This window comes from Terrabacter koreensis, from assembly GCF_054783315.1.
The window spans coordinates 70,203-86,964 of the sequence record NZ_BAAGQU010000007.1 but is presented as its reverse complement, the minus strand read 5'-3'; the positions used below and the strand labels follow the sequence as shown (position 1 = coordinate 86,964).

The 16,762-nt window shown below is 71.8% G+C and carries 15 protein-coding genes; 10 read left to right on the top strand and 5 right to left on the bottom strand.

Features of this window, described 5'->3' with window-relative positions; translation table 11 throughout:
* The 3 genes from ACYVNR_RS17285 to ACYVNR_RS17275 form a co-directional block, all read left to right on the top strand.
* A partial coding sequence (locus ACYVNR_RS17285; RefSeq protein WP_461049669.1) for a transposase occupies positions 1 to 481 on the top strand: 481 nt, incomplete at its 5' end.
* 14 nt (positions 482 to 495) lie between these two features.
* Positions 496 to 1,230, top strand: coding sequence for a dienelactone hydrolase family protein (locus ACYVNR_RS17280; protein ID WP_461049667.1), 735 nt, complete (start codon positions 496 to 498; stop codon positions 1,228 to 1,230).
* A gap of 83 nt (positions 1,231 to 1,313) precedes the next feature.
* On the top strand, positions 1,314 to 1,733 hold the full coding sequence (locus tag ACYVNR_RS17275; RefSeq protein WP_461049665.1) for a hypothetical protein: 420 nt from the start codon (positions 1,314 to 1,316) through the stop codon (positions 1,731 to 1,733).
* Positions 1,734 to 2,149: 416 nt separating this feature from the next.
* On the opposite strand, the gene ACYVNR_RS17270 is transcribed toward ACYVNR_RS17275, so the two are convergent.
* Positions 2,150 to 2,758, bottom strand: a complete 609-nt coding sequence (locus ACYVNR_RS17270) for a DinB family protein (RefSeq protein ID WP_461049663.1) — start codon at positions 2,756 to 2,758, stop codon at positions 2,150 to 2,152.
* 16 nt (positions 2,759 to 2,774) lie between these two features.
* On the bottom strand, positions 2,775 to 3,353 hold the full coding sequence (locus ACYVNR_RS17265) for a DinB family protein (RefSeq protein WP_461049661.1): 579 nt from the start codon (positions 3,351 to 3,353) through the stop codon (positions 2,775 to 2,777).
* 61 nt (positions 3,354 to 3,414) lie between these two features.
* On the opposite strand from ACYVNR_RS17265, the gene ACYVNR_RS17260 reads away from it, so the two are divergent.
* A complete protein-coding gene (locus ACYVNR_RS17260; RefSeq protein ID WP_461049659.1) occupies positions 3,415 to 4,389 on the top strand; it encodes a helix-turn-helix transcriptional regulator in 975 nt (324 codons plus the stop codon).
* A 9-nt stretch (positions 4,390 to 4,398) separates the two neighbouring features.
* Here ACYVNR_RS17260 and ppc read toward each other — a convergent pair whose 3' ends face one another.
* Entirely contained in the window at positions 4,399 to 7,296 is a 2,898-nt protein-coding gene (gene ppc, locus ACYVNR_RS17255) for a phosphoenolpyruvate carboxylase (protein ID WP_461049657.1), read from the bottom strand.
* 93 nt (positions 7,297 to 7,389) lie between these two features.
* Here ppc and rsmI point away from each other — a divergent pair, with 93 nt between their 5' ends.
* On the top strand, positions 7,390 to 8,220 hold the full coding sequence (rsmI, locus tag ACYVNR_RS17250; RefSeq protein ID WP_458802423.1) for a 16S rRNA (cytidine(1402)-2'-O)-methyltransferase: 831 nt from the start codon (positions 7,390 to 7,392) through the stop codon (positions 8,218 to 8,220).
* A gap of 141 nt (positions 8,221 to 8,361) precedes the next feature.
* Positions 8,362 to 8,787 (top strand): OsmC family protein, encoded by a 426-nt coding sequence (locus ACYVNR_RS17245; protein WP_045191517.1) that lies wholly within the window; start codon positions 8,362 to 8,364, stop codon positions 8,785 to 8,787.
* 85 nt (positions 8,788 to 8,872) lie between these two features.
* On the opposite strand, the gene ACYVNR_RS17240 is transcribed toward ACYVNR_RS17245, so the two are convergent.
* Together ACYVNR_RS17240 and ACYVNR_RS17235 are read right to left on the bottom strand one after the other, a co-directional pair.
* Entirely contained in the window at positions 8,873 to 10,975 is a 2,103-nt protein-coding gene (locus ACYVNR_RS17240) for a GTP-binding protein (RefSeq protein WP_461049654.1), read from the bottom strand.
* 167 nt (positions 10,976 to 11,142) lie between these two features.
* Positions 11,143 to 11,574 (bottom strand): SRPBCC domain-containing protein, encoded by a 432-nt coding sequence (locus ACYVNR_RS17235; RefSeq protein ID WP_461049652.1) that lies wholly within the window; start codon positions 11,572 to 11,574, stop codon positions 11,143 to 11,145.
* 100 nt (positions 11,575 to 11,674) lie between these two features.
* Here ACYVNR_RS17235 and metG point away from each other — a divergent pair, with 100 nt between their 5' ends.
* The 4 genes from metG (at position 11,675) to rsmA (ending at position 16,749) form a co-directional block, all read left to right on the top strand.
* A complete protein-coding gene (metG, locus tag ACYVNR_RS17230; RefSeq protein ID WP_458802417.1) occupies positions 11,675 to 13,489 on the top strand; it encodes a methionine--tRNA ligase in 1,815 nt (604 codons plus the stop codon).
* Complete coding sequence (locus ACYVNR_RS17225; protein WP_461049649.1) at positions 13,486 to 14,367, top strand: TatD family hydrolase; 882 nt, start codon at positions 13,486 to 13,488, stop codon at positions 14,365 to 14,367. The genes metG and ACYVNR_RS17225 overlap by 4 nt, the downstream gene beginning before the upstream one ends.
* A 186-nt stretch (positions 14,368 to 14,553) precedes the next feature.
* Positions 14,554 to 15,687 (top strand): transglycosylase family protein, encoded by a 1,134-nt coding sequence (locus ACYVNR_RS17220; protein WP_461049647.1) that lies wholly within the window; start codon positions 14,554 to 14,556, stop codon positions 15,685 to 15,687.
* Positions 15,688 to 15,798: 111 nt separating this feature from the next.
* Positions 15,799 to 16,749, top strand: a complete 951-nt coding sequence (rsmA, locus tag ACYVNR_RS17215; protein WP_458802413.1) for a 16S rRNA (adenine(1518)-N(6)/adenine(1519)-N(6))-dimethyltransferase RsmA — start codon at positions 15,799 to 15,801, stop codon at positions 16,747 to 16,749.
* Positions 16,750 to 16,762 lie beyond the last annotated feature (13 nt).

Sequence of the window (16,762 nt, the reverse complement as noted above, 5' to 3'; positions counted from 1 at the left end):
GGACGAGCTCGAGGACGTCATCGCGTTGACGGCGCGGATCAAGGACTTCGACCGGCGCCTGGGCGCCTTGGCGCGTCGTCAGGTGCCCGAGCTGTTGACCCTGCCGGGGTGCGGCGAGCTGTCCGCTGCCAAGCTGCTGGGCGAGGCCGCCGGGATCACCCGGTTCACCGGTGAGGCGCAGTTCGCGCGGCATTCCGGGGTCGCGCCCATCCCCGTCTGGTCCGGGAACAGCATGGGCCGGGTCCGGATGACCCGATCCGGCAACCGCCAGCTCAACTGCGCGCCGCACCGCATCGCCATCACCCAGATCCGCCTGACCGGCTCCCTCGGCAGGGCCTACTACGACAAGAAGCTGGCCGAGGGAAAGTCGCGCACCGAAGCCCTCCGCTGCCTCAAACGACGCCTCGCACGAACCGTCTTCAACCTCCTGACCGCCGACCACCACAACCGTCAAGCCCCTTGCCTCACGGCAGCGGCTTGACATAGGAGAAACGCATGTCGATGCTCTCGGGCTGGCGACGCGGATCCCACTCCGCCGACGGCTTCGAGTACCCGACCTACACCGAGGGTGAGGGGCCGGGCGTCATCGTCATGCACGAGAGCCCCGGGCTGACGCCGGAGGTGGTGCGCTTCGGCCGCGAGGTGGTCGACGCCGGCTTCACCGTGGTCATGCCGCACTTCTTCGGGCCTGCCCACCGGGCCCCGTACGCCCTCGAGGCGGTCCACGTCATCCCGCGCCTCTGCATCGGGCGTGAGTTCACGACGGTCGCGACCGGGCGCACGACACCGGTCGCTGCATGGCTGCGCAGCCTGGCGCGCCGAGTCCACGACGAAGCGGGAGGGGTGGGCGTCGGCGCAGTCGGGATGTGTTTCACGGGCGGGTTCGCCCTCGCGATGATGGTCGACCCCGTCGTCGTCGCGCCCGTCGTTGCGCAGCCGGCGGTGCCGGTCCCCTTGACGCCGCGTCGGGCGGCGGACGTCGGATTGGACCCGGGCGACCTTGCGGCAGTGCGTGATCGGGTGATCGGCGGTTGCCCCGTTCTCGGCGTCCGCTACCGGGAGGACTGGGCGACAGGGACGCGGTTCGACACACTGACCCACCATCTCGGCGACGGCTTCCTGCGGGTCGAGCTCGACGGCCCGGGCCATGCCACCCTGACGGGCGAGCGCCACCCGGATGCCGTGGACGCAGTCATCAGCTTCCTGACGACGCGTCTGCAGCCGGACTGAATCCCCGCAACGCCAGTCGTGCTCGCGTGGCCAGCGACGTAAACGCTTGGCGCCCGGCCCGGTCGGCGGCATACGGTCGCGTCATGTCGTCGCCCCTACGAGCAGCCCTGCGCCGCCGACTCACGACCGCGATGCGCGAGCGCGACCGTGCCGCCACGTCGGCGTTGCGCAGCGCCGTCGCGGCCATCGAGAACGCTGAGGCCGTCCCCGTGGTCGACCGCCCGACGGTCGCCACGTCCGCCGACGTCGCGGGTGCCGCGCTGGGGATCGGCGCCGCTGAGGCGGAGCGACTGGTGCTCGACGCGACCGACGAGCGCCGGGTCGTCCTGGCCGAGCTCGTCGCGCTCGCCGAGGCCGAGGCGGCGTATGCCGCAGCGGGTGACACCGAGCGCGCGACGGCCGCCTCGGCGGGAGCCCGAGTCCTGCGCGACGTGCTCGAGGACGTACCCGCCGACGTGGCTCGGGACGTGCCGGGTGAGGTCGGCGACCCGACCCGGGGCTGAATCAGGAGCAGCGGTTCCGGTCGACGGCAGTTGTCCACAGTGGCGGTGGACAACGTGTGCACGGACGCACGGAGGATGTGGAGAAGCGACCCGTTCCTGTGGACGACACGCCGTCGACCTGTGGAGGCCGGAGGAGTTTTCGCCATTTCCTTGCGAGGCCGCCTCGCGGGGGGATATAACGTTCTCACGCACTCCTTCGGGAGAGCGGGACGGCTCGGAGACGAGGGTCCACACGGTGGGGCGACCCACTGCGGCAGCCGGGTGACGAGGCGGCCGGGACCGGAGACGACGAGCAGTCGATCGGGAGCGTCACCATCGACCGATCACACCAGAAGGGCCCTTGAGACTCATACTCCCAAGGGCCCTTCGCCTTTGTCTGTGCGACTCAGCGTCGTTGCAGCACAACCGATCCCGCGTCAGACACTGAGCTCTGCCGCCGGCCGCCACGGCTTGAGCCACGGTGTCTCGGGCCAGCCCTCACGGGCAGCGACGAGCTCGTACATCGTCGCGCCGTCGATGGACTCCCGGATGATGTCGGCGTGGCCGGCGTGGCGTGCGAGCTCCTCGACGAGGTGCATCGCGACCCACCGGACCGACCAGGCCTCGACGTCCTTGGGGAACCAGGGGGCGTCGCGCGGCACCGGCACCGCGGCGCCGAGGTCGGCACGCTGCAGCACGTCGCGGGTCACCTCGCCCTGGGCCGCCAGGGCGGCGAGGAGCGACTCGAGGGTGTCGTCGTCGGTGACCCGGAAGTCGTCGCCCCAGGACTGTGCCTGCTCCTCGACCGACCGCTCCGGCGGGGCCGGCGCGTCGGGTGCGGCGGCCATCCGCTCCGTCCAACCGCGTTCGCACGTCGTGACGTGCTTCACGAGGCCGCCGATGCTCAGGGTGCCCGCCGTCGGGGTGAGCCGGATCTGCTCCTCGGTGAGACCGAAGGTCGCAGCCACGAAGGCGTCGCGCTGCTGGTCGATGTAGGCGATGAGGCTCTCGCGCTCGTCGGCGACGGGTGGGACCTGTGCTGCCATGGGCTGTCTCGCTCTCTCAGTCGTTGCGGTGGGCGTAGAGGTCGCGGAGCAGGGCGATCTCGGCTCCGTGGTGGATCAGCTCCCGGTTGATGTGGAGCACGAGCGTCGCGCGCGACGCCTCGGCGAACGGGCCCTCGGCGGAACCGCACGGCTCGGCCAACCCGTCGGTGCCCCAGCTGCGCACGCCGTCGAACCAGGCGGCATACGCGCTGTTGAGCTGGGCGAGCGCCTCGTCGGCGGTCGCGGCGTAGTCGAAGGTGAGGTAGTCGGCCTCCGGGGCGCCGAAGTGGTGGTGGGCCCGCGCCCCGAGCACGCCGACGATGATGTGGGCGAGCCGCCACGCGATCGTCGTCACGGGTGCCGGCTCGGGCGCGGGGTAGGCCCAGTCGATGGTCATCTCGCCGGTGCCGCCCTGCATCTCGGTGCTGCCCTCGCCGCGACGGTGGACGTTCCACGCGCCGGGGGTCGGCTCCCAGAGGTACTCCTCGTCGGTGAGCCCATCGAAGCGGGCGCGGAGCTGGTGCTGCCAGTGCCAGTCGGCCTGCTCCACCAGGGCGTCGTTCCAGTCGATGGTGGCGCGCGTCGTCTCTGTCATGTCTCGATCGTGACATGCATATAGGACAGGAACTGTCCTCAGTGAATGGCAGACTCCCAGCATGTCCACGACGAGCGACGGCAACGGCACCACCGCCAGGGTGCTGCGGCTGCTCGACCTGCTGCAGAGCCGCCCGGTCTGGAGCGGCACCGAGCTGGCCGAACGGCTCGGCGTGACGACGCGCAGCGTGCGGCGCGACGTCGACCGGCTGCGCGAGCTGGGCTACCCGGTCAACGCGACCCACGGCGCCGGAGGCGGCTACCAGCTCGGCGCAGGGCGCCGGCTCCCGCCGTTGCTGCTCGACGACGACGAGGCCGTCGCCATCGCCGTCTGCCTGCGCCTCGCGGCGGGCGGCACCGTCGAGGGCCTCGGCGAGGCGGCGGTGCGCACCCTGGCCAAGCTCGACCAGGTGCTGCCGGGCCGCCTGCGTTCACAGGTCGAGGCCATCCACGAGGCCACCGTCACCCTCGACAGCGCCACCGCCCCCGTCGACGCCGCCACCCTCCTCGTGCTGGCGCGCGCGTGCCGCGAGACCGAGCGCGTCACCTTCGCGTATGCCGGCCCGCGCGGTTCCGGCGAACGCCGGGTCGAGCCCTACCGCCTCGTCGCGACCGGCCGCCGGTGGTACCTGCTCGCCTACGACCTCGACCGCGAGGACTGGCGCACCTTCCGACTCGACCGGATGACCGGTGCCGAGGCGCGCGGCTGGCGGTTCCGGCCGCGGGAGGACGCCCCCGACGCTGCCGAGCACGTGCGCCGCTCGATCTCGCGCGACGTGTACGACCACGTGTGCCGGGTGCGCATCCACGCGCCGAAGTCACTGGTGGAGAAGCAGATCCCCGCATCCGTGGGCACGGTCACGGCCGACGGCGGTTCGCACTGCATCTTCGAGGCAGGTGGCAGCCACCTCGGCTGGATGGCGATGCACCTCGGCGTGCTGCCGTGGGAGATGACCGTGCTCGACCCGCCCGAGCTGTGCGACATCATGCGCGAGCAGGCGAGCCGGATGCTCCGCGCCGCCGACGCCACCCCGTGACGAGATGGCTCAGCCGGTGTTCCGAAGCCCCGCGGCGATGCCGTTGATGGTCAGCAGCAGGGCCCGCTGCACGTCGGTGTCGGGCTCGGCGTCGTCGGGCACGGCGCGCGAGCGGGCCAGCAGCGACGTCTGCAGAGCGTGCAGCGGTGCGAGGTAGCTGTCGCGCAGCTCGAGCGTGCGCCGCAGCGTCGGCGCCGACTCGAGCAGCTCGGACTGCCCGGTCACCCGCAGCACCTCCTCGAGCGTGCGCTCGTGCTCCTCACGGATCGTGTCGAAGAGACCCGCGACCTGGGGGTCGACGAGCTCCTTGACGTAGCCGGCCGCGATGTCGAGGTCGGTCTTCGCCAGCGTCATCTGCACGTTGGACATGAAGGTGCGGAAGAAGGCCCACGAGCCGTACATCTCGCGCAGCGTCTTCTCGCGGCCGTCCTCGCGAGCGGCGGCGAGACCCGAGCCCACGCCGAACCAGCCGGGCAGGATGATGCGCGACTGCGTCCAGCCGAACACCCAGGGGATGGCGCGGAGGTCGTCGAGGCCGCCCTCGCCGCCCGGGCGCTTCGACGGACGCGAGCCGATGTTCATCTTGCCGAGCTCGTCGACGGGGGTCGCCGACACGAAGAACGGGACGAGACCCGGATCGCGCACGAGCCCGCGGTAGGTGTCCTGGCCGCGAGCCGCGACGACGTCCATCGTGCCGTTCCAGCCGTCGAGGACGTCCTTGGGCAGCAGGGACTTCCGGTGCAGCACCGACGCCTCGAGCACGGCGGCGAGCGCCACCTCGAGGTTGAACCGCGCGAGACCGGGCAGCGTGTACTTGTCGCTGAGCACCTCGCCCTGCTCGGTGATCTTGATCGGCCCGTCCAGGCTGCCGTAGGGCTGGCTGAGGATCGCCTCGCCGGTGGGGCCGCCGCCGCGCCCCACCGAGCCGCCGCGGCCGTGGAAGAGGCGCAGCACGACGCCGTGCCGCCGGGCGACGTCGCGCAGCGCGCGCTGGGCGCGGTGGATCTGCCACTGCGACGCGGCGATCCCGGCGTCCTTCGAGGAGTCGGAGTAGCCGAGCATGATCTCCTGCACGTCGCCGCGGGCCGCGACGACCCTCCGGTATGCCGGGTCGCCGAGCAGCGCGTCGAGCAGCGGTCCGGCCGCCTCCAGCTCGGCCACGGTCTCGAAGAGCGGGGCGAACCCGATGCGCGCGGTGGCCGCGTGGGTCTCGGTGCCGGTGTCGACGAGCCCGACCTCGCGGGCGAGCACGACGACCGCGAAGAGGTCGTCGATGTCGTGCGTCATCGACACGATGTAGGTCTCGACGGTCTCGGGACCGTAGGTGTCGAGGACGGTGCGGATGGCGTACATCAGCGCGAGTGACGCCGAGGCCGCGTCGCCGACGTCGACGGCCCGGCTCCCGGTGAGCGGGCGGCGCGACGAGAGCTCGCGCGACAGCAGCTCGATGCGGGCCGGCCGGTCGAGCTCGCCGTAGGGCGTCTCGAGCTCGCCGATGCGGTCGTAGAGGTCGGCGAGGGCCGCGTGGTGCTTGCCGCTGTGCTCGCGGATGTCGAGCGTCGCGAGGCCGAGCCCCACCGTCGTGGCGGTGCGGATCAGGCGGAGGATCGCACCGTTGCCGGTCAGCTCGTCGCCGCCGGCGAGCATCGAGTCGCGCACGAGCGTCAGGTCGGCGAGCAGCTCGTCGAACGAGGCGTAGTCGCGGCCGGGCTCGTGCGGCGTCTGGTGCGCGAGGCGGTCGCGGGTGCGCAGCAGCCGCACCCGCACGAAGCTCAGCTTGAGGCGGTAGGGCTCCTCGGCGTTGAGCCGCTTGAGGGCGTCGTAGGTGATGGGCAGGGCCTCGGCGTCGGCCTCCAGGCTGCGGCCCAGCTCGTCGGTGACGGTGACGACCCGCGTCGACGGGGAGAGCTCGGCGAGCAGGTTCTCGGTGTGCGCGATGAGGTCGCGCAGGGCGGCGTCGTGCTGCAGGCCCACGACCTCGAGGGTCACCTGCGGGGTGACGTTCGGGTTGCCGTCGCGGTCGCCACCGGCCCAGGCGCCGAAGCGCAGCGGCCGGGCCGAGGCGGGCAGCTCGATGCCGATGGTCGCCAGCGACCGGTCGAGCTCGGCGAGCAGCTCGGGCACGACGCGCTGGGTCAGCGAGTTGAGGTAGTAGATGGCGGTGCGGGCCTCGTCGGTCGGCTCGGGCCGCTGGATGCGCAGCTCGTCGGTCTGCCAGACGAGGTCGACGAGCTCGGCGAGGCGCCGCTCCAGGCGGGGCTGGTCGGCCGGCGCGCTGCGCGGGTCCTCGAGCGTCTGCACGGTGTCGGCGATGCGGCGCAGCAGGTCGATGACCGAGCGTCGCGTGGCCTCCGTCGGGTGCGCGGTGAAGACGGGCCGGTACTCGACCCGCGCGAGCACGGAGTCCACGAGGTCCCGGTCGACGGTGCCCTCGTCTAGGGCCGCGCCGATGCGGCGCGCGGTGGCGGCCAGCGGGCCCTCGTCGACCGCCGTCACCTCCTGCCAGCGGTGCAGCTGCTCGGTGACGTTGACGAGCTGGAAGTAGGCGGTGAAGGCGCGGGCGAGCACGACCGCGGTCGGCGCGTCGACGGCGGCGAGCGTCGACCGCAGCTCGTCGTCGCTGGGCTGCCGGGCGAGGCTGCGCACCCGCTCCACGAGCGCGAGCAGCTCCGCGCCCTCGTGCCGCTCGAGCGCCTCGCCGAGGAGGGCTCCGAGCTGGCGCACCGACGCCCGCAGGGCCGCGTGCTGCTGGGCCGACGAGACGCCCGAGGCGAAGGCGCCGACGTTCGGCTCGCGACGGTCGGCCTCGAGCAGCTGCTCGGTCGAGCGCGCGTCGGCCGGGGCCGTCGCGGGCGCAGCGGTGGCGGCAGAGGTGGGCTCGGTCGAGGTCTGTCCCGAGATCGTCATGCACTCTGTGTATCGCGGTGAGGTTTCCGTCACGTAACCCCGTCCACATTCGGGGACGGCCGTCTCACCTCTCGGTCCTGACAGGATGACGCCATGAGCACCGGCACCCTGGTCCTGGCCGCCACCCCGATCGGCGACCCCCGTGACGCGGCGCCCCGCCTCGCCGAGGAGCTCGCGACCGCCGACGTCGTCGCGGCCGAGGACACGCGCCGGCTGCGTCGCCTCCTCTCCGACCTCGGCGTCGCCACCACGGGTGCGGTCGTCAGCTACCACGAGCACAACGAGGCGTCCCGCACGCCCGACCTCGTCGAGCGGCTCCTCGCGGGCCAGCGGGTCCTGGTCGTCACCGACGCCGGTATGCCGTCCGTCTCCGACCCCGGCTACCGCCTCGTCGCCGCCGCGGTCGAGTCGGGCGTACGCGTCACGTGCGTCCCCGGGCCGAGCGCCGTCCTCATGGCGCTCGCCGTGTCGGGGCTTCCCGTCGACCGGTTCTGCTTCGACGGGTTCCTGCCTCGCAAGCCGGGTGAGCGTGCTCGGGTCCTCGCAGAGGTGGCCGACGAGCGCCGCACCCTCGTCTTCTTCGAGGCCCCGCACCGGCTCGCCGAGACCCTGGCGGCGATGCGCGACGCCTTCGGTGCAGACCGCCGCGCTGCGGTCTGCCGCGAGCTGACGAAGACCTACGAGGAGGTGCGCCGCGGCACCCTCGCCGAGCTCGCCGTGTGGGCCTCCGAGGGCGTCAAGGGCGAGATCACGGTCGTCGTGGCGGGCGCCGAGCGCGCGGTGCCCTCCCTCGAGGACGCCGTCGCTGGCATACGGCAGCGGGTCGACGCGGGGGAGCGGCTCAAGGACGTCGCCGCCGATGTGGCCGCCCGCACGGGGCTGTCGAAGAAGGCGCTCTACGACGCCTCGCTCGCAGCCCGCTGAGCCCGCCCGGCGAGGCCTCCCCCTTCGAGCGGACCGTCCGCCCGTCGGCCGCCCCTTGTTTCGGTCGCGAATCCCCTTACGGTGGGGACGTACCGCGTCGCGGCCCCGAGTCGTGACCGACCCGACAGCGAAGGAGAACCGATGGGCACCACGCGCACCGCCAGCACGCACTGGGAGGGCTCCCTCTTCGAGGGCTCCGGCCAGGTCAGCCTCGAGAGCTCGGGCATCGGCACCTACGACGTGAACTGGCCCTCCCGTGCGGAGCAGGCCAACGGCAAGACGAGCCCCGAGGAGCTCATCGCCGCGGCCCACTCGTCGTGCTTCTCGATGGCGTTCTCGAACGGCCTCGCCAAGGCCGGCACGCCGCCCACGACCCTCGACACGACGGCCGACGTGACGTTCGTGCCCGGCACCGGCATCACCGAGATCAAGCTGTCGGTCGTCGGTGAGGTGCCCGGCATCTCGGCCGAGGACTTCCAGGCCGCAGCCGAGGACGCCAAGGCGAACTGCCCGGTCAGCCAGGCGCTCAAGGCCGTCCCGATCAGCCTCGAGGCCAAGCTCGCCTGACCGCCTGGTCGACGAATCCGCAAGCGTACGAGTGCCGCCCGGCTCGAGCCGGGCGGCACTCACGTGTCACGGGCGCAGCGGCGCGTCACCGACCGACGGCGGCGACGTAGTGCTCGAGGTTGCGCGGGTCGGGTGTGACCCGCGGCCGCGAGGGCGGCCGCTCGCCCCGTCGAAGGCGTACCGGGGCGCGGTGCGAGAAGGCCGTCTCGAGGTGCGGCTCACCGCCCGTGAGGCCCGGCAGCAGCTGCCTCAGCTCCTGCAGCCGGGTCGCCGGCACGTCGGCGCCGATGGCCGACTCGCCACCAGAGGTGAACTGGCTGCGCACGCGGCCCCCGAGTCGCGAGACGAGCGCGACCACCCCACCCGCGGCCGAGGCCGGCACGTCGAACCGGGCCGCGAGCACGGGCTCGCAGACGACGGTGCCGGCGTCCTCCAGGGCGCGCATCAGCACGAGCGCCGCGAGCCGGCGGAAGTCGTTGGCCGTGCTCATCGGTCCACGCGTCGACGGCGGCCCGTCGGCCGACGCGTAGACGCACTCGGTGACCGTCACCCTGCAGTCGGTCACCTCCCAGCCGTGCAGGCCCTCCGCGAACGTCGCTCCCGCGAACTCGCGAAAGGCCTCTTCGAAGCCGGTGAGGTTGCGGTAGAGGTAGTCCGGCGTCGAGGACGCCGCCACCTCGGCGTGCACCTCGACCCCGCTGCCGGGCGGGAGCGGGTCGATGCGCACACCGAGCCACGCGTTGAACGGGTTCGTCGGGCTGTGCAGCCGTTCGAGGCACGTGCCGGAGCGGGCCGGTCGCTCGACGAGCACGACGGTCGACGGACGGAACCGCACCTCCACGCCGAACTCCGTCGCGAGCGTGGCCCCGATGACCTCCTTCTGCACCTCCCCGTAGAGCGACACGGCCAGCTCACGCCGCCGCTCGTCCTGGCGCACGTCGATGAGCGGGTCCTCGTCGGCGAGCTGCAGCAGCGCTGCCTTGAGCCGTCCGCGGTCCCGCTCGTGCAGCGGCTCGACCACCGTCTCGAGGGTCGGAGGAGCGAACTGCGCTGTGCCGGTGGCGTGGTCACCGGCTCCGAGGTCATCGCCCACCCTGACCCGGGACAGCCCCGTCACCCGCGCGACCTCACCGGGGCCCACCTCGTGGCGGTCGACCCAGCTCCCGCGGTCGAACACGCGCAGCTGCTTGACCTTCTCCCCGCCGTCGCGACGCCCGCCGTGCCCGCGGTGCCCGCGGTGCCCGCGGTGCCCGCGGTGCCCGCGGTGCCCGCCGCCCTCGCTGTCGATCCGCGGTGGCTGGCGTGACCCCACCGTGTCGCGGACGGCGAGGCGACCGGAGAAGATCCGCACGTACGCGATGCGCTCGCCGGTCGGGCCACGCTCGACCTTGAAGACGCGGGCCGACACCTCGCCCCCGTCTGCGCGGTCGCTGCCGGTCGTGGGGAGCAGCTCGACGAGCTGCCGCAGCAGCTCCGGCACCCCGGCGCCCGTCATGGCGGAACCGGCGAGCACCGGACAGACCTCGCCGGCCGCGGTCTGGTGGGCCAGCTCCCGGCGCAGCCGGCGCGGAGCGAGCCGCTCGGCGTGGTCGACGAGCTCGGCCAGCAGGTCGTCGTCGTGGGCGCTCAGCGCGTCGGCCAGCGCCGCCTCGAGGGCAGCACCGTGGCGCTCCGCCGCCGACGCCGCCGTCCCACGGCCTGCGTCGCGAACGTCGGTGAGCAGCACCGTCTCGACGCCGAGCCGCTGCTCCACCTCCTGCACGACACGCCCGACGTCGGCCCCGGCGCGGTCGACCTTGTTGACGAAGAGCAGGGTGGGCACCCCCAGGCGCCGCAGCGCTCCCATCAGGGCACGGGTCTGCGGCTGTACCCCCTCGACGGCCGACACGACGAGGACGGCGCCGTCGAGCACCCCGAGCACGCGTTCCACCTCGGCGATGAAGTCGGGGTGCCCGGGGGTGTCGATGAGGTTGACCGTCACGCCGTCGACGACGAAGGTCGCGACGGCCGAGCGGATGGTGATGCCTCGGGCGCGTTCGAGCGCGAGCGTGTCGGTCTGCGTCGTGCCGGCGTCGACGCTGCCGACGTCGGCGATCGCTCCCGCGGTGTGGAGGAGGCGTTCGGTCAGGGTCGTCTTGCCCGCGTCAACGTGCGCGAGGATCCCGAGGTTGAGCGTTCTGCGTGTCACACGTCTGGTCCTTCGAGGAGTGCGGCTGGGTCATCGGGACGAGACGTGCGCGCATGACCACTCCTTGAAGGTCCGGGGCGTCCGGGACCGGGCCGCCCTCCGTCACGAGGCTAGGGCGGAGAGCAGCCGCCCATCACCTGGTTTTCCGCTTGGTCTTCCGCTGGGGCTCAGGACTGCTCGACGGACTCCTTGAACGCGTCGAGCATGCCCTGCCAGTTCTGCGAGAACTGCTCGGCCTGCTCCTCGGACGCGTTGCCGTCCTGCTCGAGCGTGACGGTGGTGGGTCCGCCGTCCTCGCCGTCGAGCGTGTAGGTGACCGTGTGGTAGCTCTCGGGCCGGTCCTCCTGACCCATGAGCGGGCTGTAGTGCGTGGTCGACAGGCGCCTCGGCTCGTCGAACTCGAGCACCTCGCCCTTGTCCTCGTACGGCTTTCCGTTCATCTCGCCCCGCCACGTGATGGGGCTGCCGACCTGCCAGTCGGTGCTCACCTCGGTGCCCACCATCCACCTGCGGATCTGCGCCGGCTCGGTGAGGGCCTGCCATGCCTGCTGCGGCGTGGCGTCGACGGTGACCTTCGCGTGTGCAACATGACCAGTCATGTCTCTGTCGTACCCGCCGGAACCCGGGAGCGCTTGAACGAAGCCGACAGCCCAGTACACGTGCGCGACCGCTCGCCGGGCCCGCCTAGGATTGCTCGCCATGAGCAATGTCCTGTCTGCCGTCGCCTGGCCGTACACCAACGGCCCGCGCCACATCGGCCACGTGGCCGGTTTCGGTGTGCCCTCCGACGTCTTCAGCAGGTACATGCGGATGGCCGGCCACGACGTGCTCATGGTCTCGGGCACCGACGAGCACGGCACGCCGATCCTCGTGCTCGCCGAGGAGGAGGGTGTCACGCCGCAGCAGCTCGTCGACAAGTACAACGCCGTCATCGCCCAGGACCTCACCGACCTCGGCCTGTCCTACGACCTCTTCACCCGCACGACGACGCGCAACCACTACGCCGTCGTCCAGGAGATGTTCCGCCAGGTCCACGCCAACGGCTACATGATCGAGCAGACGACGCGCGGCGCGATCAGCCCGTCGACCGGCCGCACCCTGCCCGACCGCTACATCGAGGGCACCTGCCCGATCTGCAGCTTCCCCGAGGCGCGCGGCGACCAGTGCGACAACTGCGGCAACCAGCTCGACGCCGACGAGCTCATCAACCCGCGCAGCAAGATCAACGGCGAGACGCCGGAGTTCGTCGAGACCCAGCACTTCTTCCTCGACCTGCCTGCGCTCGCCGAGGCGCTGGGGGAGTGGCTCGACGGCCGCGAGGCGTCGGGCACGTGGCGCCCCAACGTCATCAAGTTCTCCAAGAACCTCCTCAAGGACGTGCGGCCCCGCGCCATGACGCGCGACATCGACTGGGGCATCCCCATCCCGCTCGAGGGCTGGGAGGACAACCCGACCAAGCGCCTCTACGTGTGGTTCGACGCCGTCATCGGCTACCTGTCGGCCTCGATCGAGTGGGCCCGCCGGCTCGGCCACGGCCAGGAGGACCGCTGGCGCGAGTGGTGGAACGACCCCGCCGCCGTGTCCTACTACTTCCAGGGCAAGGACAACATCACCTTCCACAGCCAGATCTGGCCGGCCGAGCTGCTCGGCTACGCCGGCAAGGGCGACAAGGGCGGCGAGCCGGGCGCGTACGGCGAGCTCAACCTGCCCACCGAGGTCGTCGCGTCCGAGTTCATGACCCTCGAGGGCAAGCAGTTCTCGACGAGCCGCAAGCACGTCATCTACGTCCAGGACATCGTCGCCCGCTACGGCCCCGACCCGATCCGCTACTTCATCTGCGCCGCCGGACCCGAGAACCAGGACGCCGACTTCTCCTGGGCCGAGTTCGTGCAGCGCAACAACAGCGAGCTCGTCGCCGGCTGGGGCAACCTCGTCAACCGCACCGCGGCGATGATCGCCAAGAGCTTCGGCGAGATCCCGAGCCCGTATGCCGTCGAGCCCGTCGACGAGGAGCTGCTGGCCACCGTGCGGGGTGCGTTCGCAACCGTCGGGGCCAACCTCGAGAGGCACCGCCAGAAGGCCGCCCTCGCGGAGGTCATGCGTGTCGTCGGCGAGGCGAACGCCTACGTGTCGAAGACCGAGCCCTTCAAGCTCAAGGGCGACGACCAGCGCGAGCGGCTCGCGACGGTGCTCCACACGCTCGTGCAGGCCGTGAGCGACATCAACACGCTCATCTCGCCGTTCCTGCCGCATGCCGCCAACCGCGTGCACGCCGTGCTCGGCGGCGACGGCGAGTTCATGCCGATGCCGCGACTCGACGTGGTGCGCGACCTCGACGACGACTCGCGCGCCTACCCCGTCATCACGGGCGAGTACTCCGCGACGCCGCGCTGGGAGCCGCGCGACGTGGTGCCCGGCACGCCGATCGCCAAGCCCACCGGCGTCTTCACCAAGCTCGACCCGGACGCCGTCATCGAGGCCGAGCGAAGCCGCCTCGGCGACGCCGAAGCATGACGCCCCACGCGTCGGGTCACCGGGGGCTGCCGGAGCACCTGCCCGACCCGCTGCCCATCGACGTCGTCGACAACCACGTCCACCTCGACATCACCCGGGAGGGCGACGAGCCGTTCGACGTCGCCGACGCGATCCGGCGGGCCCGGGCCGTCGGGGTGACCCGGCTCGTGCAGGTGGGCTGCGACCTCGACGGCATCGCTTTCACCATGGACGCCGTCGAGCGCCACCCCGAGCTGGTCGGTGGAATTGCCTTGCACCCCAACGAAGTTCCCAGGCTCGCTGCCGCTGGAACGTTGGAGACGGCATACGCGACCGTCGAGCGCCACGCCGCCCACGAGCGCATCCGCGTCATCGGCGAGACCGGGCTCGACTACTTCCGCACCGGCCCCGAAGGGGTGCCGGTGCAGCAGGACGGCTTCCGCTGGCACATCGACCTCGCCAAGCGGCTGGGCAAGGCCCTGCAGATCCACGACCGCGACGCCCACGACGACGTGCTGCGCATCCTCGAGGAGGAGGGCGCGCCCGAGCACACGGTCCTGCACTGCTTCTCGGGCGACCTGACGATGGCGCGCGAGTGCGTCGAGCGCGGCTACTACCTCAGCTTCGCCGGCACCGTGACCTTCAAGAACGCCCGCGACCTGCGTGACGCGCTGACGGCGATCCCGCTCGACCGGGTGCTCGTCGAGACCGACGCCCCGTACCTCGCGCCGGCCCCGCACCGAGGTGCGACGAACGCCTCATACCTCGTGCCCGTGACCATCCGCGCGATGGCCGGGGTGCTCAACATCGACGTGCCGACCCTGTGCCGCGCGGTGTCCGACAACAGCGAGCGCGTGTACGGGCCGTGGGACACCGAACGAATGGGGCAAACCGCCTAGCGCACCCCTCGATCGGCGGTCCAATCGGACTCGCCTCCGTTATCGAAATTTGACCTTTGCCGTGGCGATCCCCCAGTGTGGACGACTGTTGGCCGGTTGCCGCCCCGCATCGACCCTCCTCCCGACGGCGTGAGGAGGATGGTTCGAGAGCGCGTTGCACCCGGATAGATCGACGTTCGGAGTGTTTTGATTTCTCGCAACGCCAAGATCCTGGCCGCCACTGGAGCGGCCGTCCTCCTCACCGGTGGCGCAGTGGGCGCGACCCAGCTCGACAAGACCGTCAACCTCTCGGTCGACGGCGCCTCCTCCACCGCCTCGTTCTTCGGCAGCCGCACCGTCGGTGACGTGCTCGCCGACGAGGGCATCAAGGTCAAGCCCGGCGACGTGGTCGTGCCGGCCGCCGGCAGCAGCGTCGACGACGGGGACTCGATCACCGTCAAGTACGCCCGCCTGCTGAACCTCACGGTCGACGGCAAGACCCGTCAGATCCGCACCACCGAGACCACCGTCGACGCCGCCCTGCTCGCGATCGGTCTCCGCGGCGACGGCGCGCGCCTCTCGGCGTCGCGTTCGCAGACCATCGGTCGCCAGGGCCTGACCCTCACCATCGTGACGCCCAAGGCCGTCACCGTGACGGCCGACGGCAAGACGACCACCAAGACCGTGGCCGCGGCCACCGTCGGCGAGGCCCTCACGCAGCTCGGCGTGCGCCCCGGCAAGGTCGACAAGGTCAACCCGCCGGTCACGACCCGCCTCACGAACGGCGCCAAGATCGCCGTCCAGCGCGTCCAGACCAGGGACACGAAGACCACCGAGTCGATCGCCTACGGCACGACCCGCACCAAGACGAACACCCTCTACTCCGACCAGACCAAGGTCTCCCGCGCCGGTGTCAACGGCACGCGCGTCGTCACCTCGCGGGCGACCGTCGTCGACGGCAAGGTCGTGAGCCGCAAGACCATCGCCTCCACGGTCACCAAGGCCCCCGTGAACCGGGTCCTGCTGGTCGGCACCAAGGCGCGCCCGGCCGCTGCGGCTCCCGCCGCCAGCACCGGCGGCTCGTCGTCCGGCGCCGGCCTCAACCTGGCCCGCGCGTCCATGTGGGACTCGATCGCCCAGTGCGAGTCGAGCGGCAACTGGCACATCAACACCGGCAACGGCTACTACGGCGGTCTGCAGTTCCTGACCTCCACGTGGCTCGGCTACGGCGGCGGCGACTTCGCCTCGCGTGCCGACCTCGCCAGCCGCGAGGAGCAGATCACGGTCGCCAACCGCGTCTACGCCGACAACGGCACGTCGCAGTGGCAGTGCAAGCCCTGACACTCTGACCTGACTGACGTGGGGCTCAGCCCTCACGCCATCGAGAAAGCAATCCGTCCGCCCTTCCGGTGGACGGATTGCTTTTTCGACGTGGGCCATAGGGTGGGGCGCATGACGAAGAAGGACGCCGCGGCGACCGCCGCTGCGCCGACCGCTGCACCAGCCGACGACGCCGTGCTCCTCGGCCCCGCGCAGGTGCGCGAGCTCGCCGAGCGGCTCGAGGTGCGGCCGACGAAGCAGTGGGGCCAGAACTTCGTCGTCGACGCCAACACGGTGCGCAAGATCGTGCGCGTGGCCGGCGTGGGGGCCTCCGACGTCGTCGTCGAGGTCGGGCCCGGGCTCGGGTCACTGACGCTCGCGCTGCTGCCCGTGGTCAAGTCCGTCACCGCGGTCGAGGTCGACCCGCGGCTCGCCGGCGCCCTCGAGGACACCGTCCGCAGGCTCCAGCCCGACAACGCCGACCGGCTGCGGCTCGTCGCCGCGGACGCCCTCACCGTCACGAAGCTGCCCGGCCCTGACCCCACGGCCCTCGTCGCGAACCTGCCGTACAACATCTCGGTGCCGGTCGTGCTGTCGTTCCTCGAGCACTTCCCGACGATCGAGCGTGTCCTCGTCATGGTGCAGCTCGAGGTCGCCGAGCGGCTCGCGGCCACGCCCGGCGGCAAGATCTACGGCGTCCCGAGCCTCAAGGCCGCCTGGTACGCCGACGTCGAGCTCGCAGGGCGGGTCGGGCGCAACGTCTTCTGGCCGGCGCCCAACGTCGACTCGGGCCTCGTGTCGCTGCGCCGGCGCAAGCCGCCGAAGACGAGCGCCTCGCGCGAGGAGGTCTTCCGCTGCATCGACGCCGCGTTCCTGCAGCGCCGCAAGGCGCTCCGTGGGGCGCTCGCGTCGTGGGCCGGCTCCGCCGACGCCGCCGAGCGGGCTCTCGTCGCGGCCGGCATCGACCCCAGGACGCGGGGCGAGCAGCTCGACATCACCGCCTTCGCGCGCATCGCCGAGGCCCGTCCCGCTGATGCGGTGACGTCCGGACCCAGGGCCCGTCGCCGGGGCAATGCGTCCTGAACCGGACGGGATG